General features: G+C 37.1%; 13 protein-coding genes. 11 read left to right on the forward strand and 2 right to left on the reverse strand.

Going from position 1 to position 12651, the window contains the following annotated elements; all coding sequences use genetic code 11:
• Positions 1 to 13: 13 nt before the first annotated feature.
• A complete protein-coding gene (locus tag LMOATCC19117_RS04400) occupies positions 14 to 1861 on the reverse strand; it encodes an amidase family protein (RefSeq protein ID WP_003734281.1) in 1848 nt (615 codons plus the stop codon).
• A gap of 566 nt (positions 1862 to 2427) precedes the next feature.
• Here LMOATCC19117_RS04400 and LMOATCC19117_RS04405 point away from each other — a divergent pair.
• The 8 genes from LMOATCC19117_RS04405 to LMOATCC19117_RS04440 all read left to right on the forward strand — a co-directional run bounded on the left by LMOATCC19117_RS04405 (position 2428) and on the right by LMOATCC19117_RS04440 (position 8345).
• On the forward strand, positions 2428 to 2574 hold the full coding sequence (locus LMOATCC19117_RS04405; RefSeq protein ID WP_012681186.1) for an Lmo0850 family protein: 147 nt from the start codon (positions 2428 to 2430) through the stop codon (positions 2572 to 2574).
• 218 nt (positions 2575 to 2792) lie between these two features.
• Positions 2793 to 3551: a hypothetical protein gene (locus tag LMOATCC19117_RS04410; protein ID WP_003724782.1), complete on the forward strand. Its 759-nt coding sequence runs from the start codon at positions 2793 to 2795 to the stop codon at positions 3549 to 3551.
• A 79-nt stretch (positions 3552 to 3630) separates the two neighbouring features.
• Entirely contained in the window at positions 3631 to 4185 is a 555-nt protein-coding gene (sugR, locus tag LMOATCC19117_RS04415) for an efflux SMR transporter transcriptional repressor SugR (RefSeq protein WP_003734282.1), read from the forward strand.
• A 16-nt stretch (positions 4186 to 4201) separates the two neighbouring features.
• Complete coding sequence (gene sugE1 / locus LMOATCC19117_RS04420; RefSeq protein WP_003736027.1) at positions 4202 to 4543, forward strand: quaternary ammonium compound efflux SMR transporter SugE1; 342 nt, start codon at positions 4202 to 4204, stop codon at positions 4541 to 4543.
• A 2-nt stretch (positions 4544 to 4545) separates the two neighbouring features.
• Positions 4546 to 4866 carry a quaternary ammonium compound efflux SMR transporter SugE2 gene (sugE2, locus tag LMOATCC19117_RS04425; RefSeq protein ID WP_003724784.1) on the forward strand — a complete coding sequence of 107 codons (321 nt, stop codon included), beginning with the start codon at positions 4546 to 4548 and terminating at the stop codon, positions 4864 to 4866.
• 149 nt (positions 4867 to 5015) lie between these two features.
• Positions 5016 to 6128 (forward strand): D-alanine--D-alanine ligase, encoded by a 1113-nt coding sequence (locus tag LMOATCC19117_RS04430; protein ID WP_003724785.1) that lies wholly within the window; start codon positions 5016 to 5018, stop codon positions 6126 to 6128.
• A 63-nt stretch (positions 6129 to 6191) separates the two neighbouring features.
• A complete protein-coding gene (locus tag LMOATCC19117_RS04435; RefSeq protein WP_003741833.1) occupies positions 6192 to 7565 on the forward strand; it encodes a UDP-N-acetylmuramoyl-tripeptide--D-alanyl-D-alanine ligase in 1374 nt (457 codons plus the stop codon).
• A 66-nt stretch (positions 7566 to 7631) separates the two neighbouring features.
• The gene (locus LMOATCC19117_RS04440) at positions 7632 to 8345 is read left to right on the forward strand and encodes an alpha/beta hydrolase (protein WP_003724787.1); all 714 of its coding nucleotides are present in this window, start codon (positions 7632 to 7634) and stop codon (positions 8343 to 8345) included.
• An 11-nt stretch (positions 8346 to 8356) separates the two neighbouring features.
• Here the strand turns inward: LMOATCC19117_RS04440 and LMOATCC19117_RS04445 are convergent, their stop codons facing one another.
• Complete coding sequence (locus LMOATCC19117_RS04445) at positions 8357 to 9382, reverse strand: LacI family DNA-binding transcriptional regulator (RefSeq protein ID WP_003724788.1); 1026 nt, start codon at positions 9380 to 9382, stop codon at positions 8357 to 8359.
• A 243-nt stretch (positions 9383 to 9625) separates the two neighbouring features.
• On the opposite strand from LMOATCC19117_RS04445, the gene LMOATCC19117_RS04450 reads away from it, so the two are divergent.
• The 3 genes from LMOATCC19117_RS04450 to LMOATCC19117_RS04460 are packed head-to-tail and all read left to right on the forward strand — an operon-like array spanning position 9626 to position 12640.
• Positions 9626 to 10945 (forward strand): ABC transporter substrate-binding protein, encoded by a 1320-nt coding sequence (locus LMOATCC19117_RS04450; RefSeq protein WP_003724789.1) that lies wholly within the window; start codon positions 9626 to 9628, stop codon positions 10943 to 10945.
• The gene (locus LMOATCC19117_RS04455; protein WP_003724790.1) at positions 10942 to 11820 is read left to right on the forward strand and encodes a carbohydrate ABC transporter permease; all 879 of its coding nucleotides are present in this window, start codon (positions 10942 to 10944) and stop codon (positions 11818 to 11820) included. The genes LMOATCC19117_RS04450 and LMOATCC19117_RS04455 overlap by 4 nt, the downstream gene beginning before the upstream one ends.
• Positions 11807 to 12640, forward strand: a complete 834-nt coding sequence (locus tag LMOATCC19117_RS04460) for a carbohydrate ABC transporter permease (protein ID WP_003724791.1) — start codon at positions 11807 to 11809, stop codon at positions 12638 to 12640. The genes LMOATCC19117_RS04455 and LMOATCC19117_RS04460 overlap by 14 nt, the downstream gene beginning before the upstream one ends.
• The last annotated feature ends 11 nt before the right edge of the window (positions 12641 to 12651 follow it).

The raw sequence follows: 12651 nt of genomic DNA on the forward strand, positions 1-12651 counted from the left end.
ATCTTGCTTTTTTTTACTTTAAATTAGGACTTTTTCTGTTTTTCGATTGTTGTTCATAGGAATACCCCATATTTAATAAGGTTGTATCACTATTTCTAGCTGTAATAAAAGTTAAGCTAATCGGTTGATTTGTTTCTTCATCATAGCCAGCTGGGATAGTCAGTTCTGGGTTTCCTGCAATGGGTGCTAGAAACGTCACGGAACCTCCCATGCCAATTGTTACGACCGCATCCAGTTTATCTTTTTGAAGCATAGAGTCAAGTTCGTTTTGCGCCTCCTGAATCAAATTACTCGCCAAACTGTCTGCTTGTAGCTTCGTAGTTGTGCTTTGTTGTGATTTGACAAGTTCGGATTGGCCGTATTTCATATTTCTCGCTGGGTTGGTCTGATTAAATTGAATAATTGATTCTAACGTCGTCATAGGAGCGTTGTTCACATTCAAAAACTGATTCAAATCATGTTTAAAGTCAGCATTTAGTAATAAGGCATAATCAGTATCTAACTGTTCAAATTCACCTACTGCAACACCTTCAATGATAATAGCACCTGCTTTTTTCAAATCATATTTTATTTTTTTTATAACTGCTGTTTCTTCATTGCTTTCGCCATCCGCTAAAAGACCGATACGTTTACCTTGAAGAGAATCCGTAGAAAGCGGTGGATTGGAAGTAGTATTTATTAGAGCATTTGTCGTCAAATAGGCATCATTAACAGTTCTTGTTAGTGGTCCGGGTGTATCAAATCTGCTTGATAAGGGAATAATACCTTTGTTATTTATTAAACCTTGAGATGGCTTATACCCAACAGCAGATTGAGCAGACGCAGGTATAATAATCGAACCATTTGTTTCTGTACCGATTGCAATTGCTGCAAAATCACTTGTTGCTCCAGTAGCGGATCCAGAACTCGAACCAGAGGGATCCAAGTCCGACGAATAAGGATTTTTGCTTTGGCCTTTTTTACCTGAGTAGCCGTTTGGAAGTTCTTCGTCCATTCCAGCTGCCCACTCAGACATATTGGTTTTTCCGAGAATTAAAGCACCATTTGCTTTTAGATTTTCAACAATTGTAGCGTCCTCCCCGATTACCCAATCTTTTAAAGCAACAGTCCCAGCACTTGTGGGGAGTTCTTTTGTGCCGATGTTATCTTTTAAAAGGACTGGCATACCGTATAAAGCAGATTTGTTGGCTGAATTATCTTTATCTAGTTGTTCTGCCTCCGCAATAATAGTGGGGTTGATTTCGGTTATTGCATTTAGAGTTAGGCCATTTTGGTCATATTTCTTGATTCGATTTAAATAAATACCGGCTAATTCTTTGTAGCTAAGTTGTTTTGTCGCAATGAGTTGTTGGAGTTTTGTAACATCAGCACCAATGATAAGTGGTTCTTTTGCTTCAAGAACAGCCAAATCTAACTTATCTAATTGATTATTAATCGGCGTCATAATACGCGCTTTTTCATAAATGGGACTAGATGAATCTTCTTCTTTTTCCGGTTTGCTTGGTATTGGTTTTACCGGTTTAATGTCCTGTTTTTTTGGTGGTGCTTTTTCTGGTTTCATTTTAATTTCGGTTCTTTTTTTGAGCGAACTTTGGAAAGCTCGGTCGTCTATACCTTCGACTTGTAATTGCTTACCTCCGAAGTTTTTTTCTAAATGGGAGTTCTCTTTATTTTTGCCAAGTGTTAATTTGTTTGGTGGTTGTTTTGGTTTTTCATTTTTTGTGGTTGGTGGCTTTTTTTTAGAAACAGCACTTTTATTTTCTGATGTAGTAGTTTGTTGACTCGTAAAGAATACGTAGCCACCGACGATACTAAAAACTGTACAAACTGCGGTGATTGTTAATAAAATGCGTCTTTTCATGCGATTCCTCCGATGTTTAAATATGTAATTTAATTATATAGCATCAAAAAAAGTAAATCAGTGACAATTTTGTGAAAACTAAAAAATTTTTTAAAAAGGGCTTATTTAAGCAATGAATTGGAACCAATAGTAGCCGTTTTTAAGTGTTTTTTCTTAGATATGACTTCTTTGAAAAAGAGGAAATGGCATTATAACAATGACTTGAAAGTAAATAATGGTTCAGTGATTGTAAAACTTCATAAAAAAGACACAATTCCAATAAAATTTACCAATTAAACGCCTATTTCTTGGGATTTTATTTTATACTAAAAAGGAAACACCTTTACATATTTGCCCTGAAATGATTATAAAAGCATCGCTGAAGTATAGATTTTTGGTGTTTTTCTTTATATTAACTGGAAAACAACTAAAAAAATTCGGGTTTCAAACGCTTTCTTGAAAAAAAGAGAAGATAATGGTTAGTTTTTTAATTAATAGGGTATTCTTAGTAAAGAGAATATGTTAAAGTAAGGAAAGAGAGAAAAAATAAAAGAATGAAAACAAATTTTGAAGATGGAGTGATGAGTTTGGATAATAATCAAAAAGACTTGAATCAAGTAATTCGTCAGCTCAAAGAAAAAGGAATAGTAGTTGAAAAAACAAAATCACGAAAAGATATTTGGAAAGCGGTTAGTAATAAAGCGATGCCGAATATGACACTTCGATTGCAGTAAATCGAAAAGTGGAGTTTTTATGTGATATTTTGTGAGGCTTTGAAGTAAAATGACTCAAAGCAGCATGATTTACATATAAAATAACTTCACTTTTTTCTTTGTCATAAATTAGTCATTAAGTTTTGATGTTTCTGTTATCCTTTTTACGCAAAAATGTTGTATGATGGAATGGAAGGCTTTTGTCATAGAAGAAAATAGAAATAGAGTGAGGCATATACATGAAAAAAGAAGCGGTTAACCAACAATCTATTTATGTGCATATTGATCATGTTATTAATAATGTGGCGACAAGCGGCATTTCTTTTTGTGATTTCTTAAATGGCGTGGGACAGCCCCCTGAAAATATTTTGTTAATTAAGCATAATATTGAAGACGCATCCTACAATGCACACACAGCTTTTCACTACTTAGAGCCAGGCGATTTAGCAAATATTTCCAAAGAGAATTTTAATCCACTGTGTTGGATTGATTTTGAAGATGTAGAACTTTTGAACCAACTAACCCCACAAGAAGTAGCGGAAATGCTTTATCTTGCACATACTGGGCGTCATTTGCGCTCACCATTTTATTATAAATTACAAAATAATTTTGTTTACTTAACTAGGGAAGACGGTCGTTACAATAAAGTATATTATCGGAATCTTAATCATTTTTATATGTTACTAAGTTACGTCATTGCACGTAAAACGGCAGAACTAGTTAATGAGAAGGGTATTTTTTCGTTTGGTAAGAAAAAATATGTTGCGGAGCCGCCAGTTGAACTTTTGAAAAAAATGGCAGATCATTTTAAAGACGGTGCTTGTATTGCGCTCGATGATGTCGTGAGAACGCGCACACAAATCGAAGTACCAATTGGGCATGGACTCACAGAAGAAATGACAGAACTAGAAATCTCTTCTAAGATTTATTATGAAGAAGAAGTTGCAAAATTAGTGTATGATTTAAAACAAAATGAATGGAAATATATCGAAAAATAAAAAATCAAACTTTTTCCTTTACGTTTGGTTTTTTATTTGTTAAAATTTAACTAATGAACGTTAGTTAGGAGGGTGCTTTATGACGAAAAAGCTAATCAAAGAAGTCGCATTAACTCTTTTTGCAGAAAAAGGCTATGATGGAACAGTGCTTTCGGAAATCGCGAAAGCTGTTGGAATTAAAACACCATCGTTATATGCCCATTTTGCATCAAAAGAAGCCCTATTTTTAGAAGTTTATCAAGATAGTATTCAGATGGAATTAACAGAACTAGGGAAAGTAGCAGAGCGAGATGATTTGGTTGGGGAAAAGAAGCTACAATCTATTTTCTTTGTAGCGACAGATTTTTCTAGCAATCCTGATGAAAAGAAATTTTTCCAGCGTGCCGTCTTTTATCCACCTAAGTCGCTTTTTCAAGAATTAAAGGAAGAAACAAAGACATATGAACAACTGACGAATCGGATATTACGCGAAACGTTAGAAAAAATAGTATCCGAAGAAGCACTTGTAAGATGGATGCACGTTTTTTATGCACTTCTTGATGGACTGAGTGTGGAACACGGCATTTATGATGAAACGGAATTTGAGTTGCGAAGAAAATCTGCTTGGGCAGTTCTCGCAAGTTTACTCAAATGAATTGGAGGTAAGGAAATTGGCTTGGTTTTATTTAATTATGGCAGGATTATCAGAAATTGTTTGGGCTTTTGGACTAAAAGAATCGCATGGTTTCACGATGTTAGGGTGGAGCCTTTTGACGATAGCATTTTTGATAGTTAGTTTTGGTTTGTTTTCGATTTCCATGAAGTCCATTCCAATTGGGACGGCGTATGCGGTTTTTACTGGAATTGGGGCTGCTGGGACAGCGATTATTGGGATGATTTTCCTTTCAGAAGGTGTTTCTTTTTGGAAGATCGTTTCGCTTATCGTATTATTAACAGGGATTATTGGTTTGAAATTAGTGGACGGCAATGAGTCTGAAAAGGAGGCTAAATAACGATGGATTGGATATTTTTACTCGTAGCAGGTTTATGCGAAATGGTCTTCGTTGTCATGCTAAAATTATCAGATGGCTTTAAAAAGGTTGGATATGCGATACTGACGATTATTTTTATGTCTGCAAGTTTCTTTTTACTATCCCTCGCGCTTAAGACGATTCCAATCGGTACAGGTTATGCGATTTGGACCGGAATTGGTGCCGTTGGTAGTGTGACACTTGGAATGATTGTTTTTAAAGAACGTAAAAGTGTCGGCAAATTGCTCTTTATTACGATGATTATTGCCGGCGTGGTCGGTTTGAAATTAACATCTGGTGTTTAATATTTTAGGTTGAAAAAGTCCTTTTTGGAATAAGCGTGCACGGTTCTTATTTAAAAAAGAAGATTTTTTCAACCTATTTTTTAGTTATACCTTTTCATCCTGTCAAAACATGGTAAAATAGATAAAGCGAATAATGACGGAGGGGTATTATGAAAACCAAATTAATTTTGTTATACGGTGGGAAATCTGCTGAACACGAAGTTTCCTTACAAACAGCATTTTCAGTTATCAATGCTTTGGATTTAGAAAAATTCGAAGCTGCGCCAATATATATTACGAATGAAGGTGAGTGGATTCAAGGACCACTTCTTTCTGGGAAGTTAGATTTTGTTGAACAATTACGTTTTTCGGCTACAGATACAATAAAACTTGCAACAACTGAATCAGAAAAATCAGAAGGGGAAGCGATTAGCCCGGCCGTTTTAGAAGCAGACGGACAAGAGACAGTCGTATTCCCGCTTTTACATGGTCCAAACGGAGAAGATGGCACTGTTCAAGGATTGTTCGAAGTATTAAACATTCCATATGTTGGTAACGGGGTCTTGGCATCTTCTGCTGCAATGGACAAAATCGTGATGAAGAAAATCTTTGCAGATGCTGGAATCCCGCAAGTTCCAGCAGTTGCTGTTCGATTAATTGATTGGAAGAACTATCAAGCGGAAATGGTTGCGGAGATGGAAGAAGTACTTACCTATCCAGTTTTCGTAAAACCAGCAAACCTTGGTTCGAGTGTTGGTATTAGTAAGGCAACGAACAAAAAAGAATTAGCGGACGCAATGACAGAAGCATTTTTATATGACCGTCGTGTGGTTGTTGAACAAGGTGTTGTTGCGCGCGAAATCGAAATGGGCGTACTTGGAAATGATACGCCAGTTTGCTCTGTTCCGGGTGAAATTTTGCCAGAAGGTGCAGTTGCTACGTTTTACGATTACAAAGCAAAATACCAGGATAATAATACTGCGTTAATTATTCCGACTGAAGTAGATCCGGAAATCTTGGAACAAATGAAAGAATATGCGGTTCAAGCATTCCTAGGGCTTGATGCAAGCGGACTAGTGCGAGCGGACTTTTTCTTAACGGAAGATAATCAGTTATTCTTAAATGAAGTGAATACAATGCCTGGTTTCACACCGTACAGCATGTATCCTCTTCTTTGGCAGGAAACGGGCTTACCTTACGGAGCGTTAATTGAACGATTAGTCGATTTAGCGAAAGAACGCCACGCAGCCAAAAATGCACTTAAATATAAATTAGAAGACTAAAATAAACAAGAAAGCAGTTTTCATATGCGGAAGCTGCTTTTTTATGGAAGAGAGCGATTTAATTTGAAAAAAACAGTAGGCGAAGTAGTAGCAATGTTAGATAGTTCCATCCATGTAGATGCATTTCGCGATGTCGTCATTACTGGCGTTTGTTTTGATACAAGGCAAATAAAGTCAGGGGATTTATTTGTTCCATTTGTTGGGAATGTACGCGATGGACATGAATTTGTGAGTCAAGCGCGAGAAATGGGTGCAGTGGCTACTTTCTGGCAAAAAGATGTACCCAATCCACCGAAGGATTTCCCGGTTATTTTAGTAGAAGATACTTTGCTCGCACTTCAAGAATTAGCGGCGAAATATATCCAACAAGTAAAGCCAAAAGTTATTGCGATTACCGGAAGCAATGGTAAAACGACGACAAAAGATATTATGGCTGCGATTGTAGAAACGACGTATAAAGTTCATTATACTGGCGGGAATTTTAATAATCATATCGGCTTACCGTACACCATTTTAACGATGCCAGAAGATACCGAAGTTGCTGTACTTGAAATGGGCATGAATCATCGTCATGAAATCGAAGTGCTTTCCAAAATTGCCAAACCCGATATCGCGATTATTACGAATATCGGCGAGGCGCATATTGAATATCTTGGTTCGCGTGAAGAAATTGCCAAAGCAAAACTGGAAATTACTGCCGGGCTTAATCCAAGCGGGATTTTAATTTATCCGCACGAAGAAACTTTGCTGCTAGGAAATATTAATGGCGATTTCAGACAGCTCACTTTTGGTAAGTCGGAAGCTGCGGAAATTTATCCGTTAGAAATTCGTGCGGAAGCGGAAGGCACTTCTTTTATAACTAATTGGGAGCCGGAGCTAGAAATTTTTGTCCCTATTATTGGTGAACATAATGTTTTCAATACAATGGCGGCGATGCTTGCGGCAAGAGAAATTGGAATTGAAGGTGAAAAAATTCAATCTGCGCTGAAAAATATGGAACGTTCTAAAAGTCGTTTAGAATGGATTACAACGAAAAGTGGCGCGCGTATTTTGAATGACGCTTATAACTCTAGTCCAACAGCATTAAAAACGGTTTTAAAAACATTTATGCATATGGATTCGAGCGGCAAACCTAAATATTTGGTCCTTGCTGATATGTTGGAACTTGGAGATTTGTCGACAAAGTTACATCAAGAATCAGCCGAAGTATTAGAAAAGGGTATGATTGAGAAGATTTTCTTGTATGGTGAGGCGATGAAAGCTTTTGGTGACATAGCGGAAGCCAAAATTGGTCAGGGAAAAGTTCATCATTTTAACACGAAAGAATCGCTTGAGACGGCGCTTCTTTCAGAAATGAATGGAAATGAATGGATACTGGTCAAAGGTTCTTACGGAATGGGCTTGAAAGATGTGGTAGAAAATCTTATTATTAAGTAACGACTAAAATTGGACAGAACATATTACCGCTTAATTGGTAATAATTTGGACAGGAGGAAAGGCATAATGGTTGCTTGTTTGTGTATTCATGGTTTTACTGGTTCGCCGTCCGAGGTGAAGCCACTCGCTGACTATTTGCGAGAGCATACAGATTGGGATGTTTTAGCACCCACATTACCTGGCCATGATCACCTGCGCCACTTAAAAAATGTGACGTATAAAGATTGGATTGTTTTTGTAGATAGTATTTTAAGCCAAATGCTAAAAGAAGACGATGAAGTATATATTATTGGTTTTTCCATGGGTGGACTGCTCGCTGGATGGCTCGCGAGACATTATCCGGAAGTAAAAAAACTAGTACTTCTGAGCACAGCCGTAAATGCAATGGAATGGCCGCAACTTGTCGAAAATTCCAAGCAAGTATTAACGGAAGCAAAAGAAGTAACGCTCAAAAACAGCCCGATGTTCAAACGTTATCAAAAGAAAGTAACGGAAACGCCTTGGACTTCCACGCTACAATTCAAAAAAATGGTAGCTTTAGCAAAGCCGGTTTTTGAGCATATTGAAATTCCAACTTTTATTGCACAAGGCAGTGCCGACCAAGTAGTTCCTGCTGAAAAAAGTGTTAATTTCTTAATGGAAAGTATTCCTGGTCCAAAAGAATTATTTATATTAGAAGGTTCGAAACACGTGATTTGTCAGGACGAACAAGCGGACAAATTATTTGCAGCTGTTTTAACATTTTTGCAAAAAGATGTCGCTGTTTTAAATGCTCAATAAAGAAAACCGATTCAGCTTTCACTCGCTGAATCGGCTTTTTTGTTTTCACCAACAGAATCTCGGGCTATTAAATTAGTAGCAAGCGCCAGATGAACAAACCCTTCATCTGGTTTTCTTATGCGATTATACATGAGTTCGACAGCCTTCTCACCCATATAGCTTAGGTTGGTACACATTGTAGTTAGCTGTGGATTGCTTAGTACAGTAAACTCGGTATTATCAAAGCAAATAATCGATAAGTCATTAGGGATATTATAGCCTTTTGATTGCAAGTAAGTATTGAGAATAAACCCAAGTCCTGAGTTGACACAAAACCAAGCAGTAGGGAGTTCGTCCAGTTCATCTAAAGTTCTATATAATGTCGTTTGTTCTTCTTTGATACGAGTGATGGCGTATTTTTCGTTAAAAGGAATGTGATAGTAGTGCAAAGCTTTTTTGTATCCTTCTAGCCGCTCTTCATAACTTGGAGAGAAAGTAACATCACCGAGAAAACCGATTTTCTGATGCTTATTTTGAATTAAAAATTCTACAGCCATAAAAGCGCCATCTTTATTTTGACTGATAACCGCGTCGGCTTTTAGATGCGGATCATGATGATCTATAAGCACAACGGGCATGCCGAGATCGATAACTTTTTTACTATAATCCGTGTTTATATGCGAAAGTAAGAAAATCCCAGTCCAGTTCTCGCTTGTGAGCTGCTCTGGTAATTGATTAGTAGACGCTTCCTCATCCGTAACTGGAAAAATAATAAGTTCGGCTTGGTGAGCGATAATGCTTTGTTTCATATTATCGATAATTTCGCCAAAAAAACTGCGCTGCGAAAGGGCGAAAGAAGTTGCTAAAAGCGCAAATTTTTCTTTCACAACCTCACGCGCGATTTCTCTTTTATATTTATAGCCTAGCTCATCTGCCATCTTAAAAACGGCTAGTTTAGTTTGTTCGCTAACCCCATTTTTATTGCCTAAAGCTTGCGAGACTGAATTCTTGGTTATATTTAGCCTGTCAGCAATATCCTGCATCGTAACTTTCTTCATGGTTCCCCTCCGTTTTCCTCTATTTATTCTATTATAGAAGTAAATTCACAAAATAGCAAAAATTTTATAATTAAAAAGTAATGTAGAAAGTAATTCTATTCATTTTTGTTTTATGGGTAAATTAACCTCAATTTTATTAGGTTTTATAAAAGTAATTATTGACATTACAAAAATGTAATGTGATAATGTAATCGTAATCAAGCGCTTACAATTACAAAAAGTGGAATTAGGAGGATTATTGATATGAAGATTAGAAAAATTGCTATTGCAGCTCTTAGTGTTGTGGTTGCTGGGTCATTACTTACTGCTTGTGGTGGTGGAAACAGCAAAAGTGACGATAATGGTAAAACAAAAGTAACGTTTTGGGCAGCTCCAAATCCAACGCAAGTAAAATATTGGGATGAAATGGCAAAAGCTTATGAAAAAGAAAATCCAGATGTAACGATTGAAGTTTCCCAAATGAAAGAAAGCCCATCTTCGGAAGCAACTATCCAATCAGCTATTGCCTCTAAAACGGCACCAACCATGTCTGAAAATATCAATCGTAGTTTCGCTGCACAATTAGCTGACAGTAAAGCGATTGTCCCTTTGAACGATGTAAAAGGACTTGATGATGTTGTCAAAGAACGAAACATGAGCGAAACAATGGATTCTTGGAAATTCTCTGACGGAAACCAATATGTGCTACCAGTTTACTCCAATCCAATTCTTTTTGCTTGGCGTTTAGATACACTGAAAGAACTTGGCTATGATGCACCGCCAAAAACATATAGTGAAGCGCTTGAAGTTGGTAAAAAATTAAAAGCGAAATATCCAGACAAAGTTCTTTGGGCAAAAGGTGATTTATCTGATCCAACTGCTTGGATGCGCTGGTTTGATTTCTTCCCACTTTATGATGCAGCTTCTAAAGGAAATGCATTTGTAGAAGATGGCAAATTAGTAGCAGACGATAAAGCTGGAACAGAGTTATTAACATTTATGTCCGAATTGCAAAAAAACAAATTACTTCTTGCAAGTAAAGCAACAGATCCATTTGAAACTGGAACAAGCATCATGGCAGATAATGGCCCGTGGACTTTCCCTAACTGGGATGAAAAATTCCCGGAACTTAAATATAACGAAAACTATGCAATCACAGCGCCACTAGTACCAGATAACATGGCGAATGAAGAAAATGTTGCTACATACGCTGATTCGAAAGGCGTTGTAATGTATGCACAAGCGACAGATAAAGAAAAAGAAGCAGCAATGGATTTCTTGAAATTTGTTTATAACGATGACAAAAATGACTTGAAATTCTTAGAAACAACTAACTTAATTCCTGCGCGTGATGATGCAACAGAAAACGAAACTTTCACAGCATTCTTTAAAGAAAATCCAGAACTCGAAGTTTATGCAGCTAATGTACCATATAGTATCCCTGCGATGGATGACGCAAAATATAATGATATTCAACAAATCATTGGTGAAGAAGCGTGGAATCCGATTGTACGCGGGGAGAAAAAACCTGCTAAAGCTTGGTCAGATATGAAGAAAGCGGAGGACGGGGTGCTTCAAGAATGAAGCGGCGAAATAACAAATTGGGCTGGTCATTTACCAGCCCGTATCTCATATTCACTGCGATATTTTTCTTAGTACCGCTTGTTTGGTCGATTTGGTTATCTGTAACTGATTGGAACATGATGAGTCCGGAAATTAATTTTGTTGGCTTTGATAATTTTATTAAAGCGTTTACTAGTCCAGCAGTTCAAGCAGCCTTTTTTGTTACTTATAAATTTTTGATTGTTTTTGTTCCTATGGCGTTAATTATTTCGATGATTGTCGCGGTATTAGTGAACGGCTTGCCGAAATTTAAAGGACTTTATCTGGTTGCGTTTTTCCTACCGTATTTGTCTTCAGGCGTTGTAACTTCGCTTATTGTGCAAGGGTTACTTTCATACAATAGTGCGCTGAATGTGTTTTTACGCGGGCATTTTGGTTGGGATATCGATTGGCTCGGGACACCAATGTCGGCGCTCGTTATTATTTCACTGATGATAGCTTGGAAAATGTCTGGTTACTATGCGCTCATTTTAATTTCTGGACTTGCTAGCATTAATCATGAAATTTATGAAGCTGCAGCAATGGATGGTTCTGGTAGATTTAGAACATTTTGGAAAGTCACTGTTCCGATGCTATATCCAGCTTTATTTACCGTAATTGTTTTAGCGGTAGGCGTTAGTTTTGGGATTTTCACCGAAGTTTACCAATTGACTGGTGGTGGACCGAACTTTGCAACAAATACATGGCAAATGGAAATTTTTAACCAAGCATTCGTTAACTTGAATTCTGGTTATGCTTCAGCGATTTCTCTAATGGCTGCTACTGTAACATTTGCATCGATTGGTGTTATTAAGAAAATGCTTGAGAAATGGGGTCAAAGAAATGGTTGGACATAATAGTAAAGCGGGTAAAATTGTTCGCTATATACTGACAACATTACTTATGCTAGTCATGATTTATCCTTTTATTTATTTAGTATTAAACTCATTTGCTGCTTGGGATCAGGTAGATAAAAAGTTGATTCCTACAGAATTCACTACTCGTTCGTGGGATTGGTTATTTGGTAATTCAGTTGTTGCGGCACCGGCGCCGTGGATTCATGCGTTTATTAATACAATTATTGTTTCCACCATTGCGACAGGCTTGATGTTGCTTTTCGGCCTAATGGTAGGCTACGCACTAGCAAAAGTGGATTTTAAGGGCAAGAAAATTGTTAATAATGCGATTTTATTTCAAATGTTTTTTCCGGCAATCATCTTGCTGATTCCGCAGTTTTTAATGATTACGGACTTTGGTTTATTGGATACCTATGCGGGAATGATTATCCCGACTATGCTTAGCTTATGGGCTGTATTTATGTATACCAACTTTTTCAAAGCGATTCCAGATACATTAATTGAAGCTGCCAAACTGGACGGGGCGAGTGATTTGAAGATTTTGTTTCGGGTTGTGCTGCCAATGTCTAAATCAATTACGACCGTTATTTTCTTATTCCTTTTCACAGACAGATGGACGAATTTACTTTGGGATATGCTTGTAACGAAGAGTGATGGAACAGTCACATTGAATGTGCTAATCTCGCAAATGTTTGGACCATATGCAACCTATCCTGGGCCAATGTATGCGGCATCTGTGTTACTAACACTTCCACTTATTATCTTGTTTTTATTCTTCTCGAAGAAATTCCAAGAAGGAATGCAATTTACTTTGAAATAAAAGGAGCGACT

Source organism: Listeria monocytogenes ATCC 19117, from assembly GCF_000307025.1.
GTDB classification, from domain to species: domain Bacteria; phylum Bacillota; class Bacilli; order Lactobacillales; family Listeriaceae; genus Listeria; species Listeria monocytogenes_B.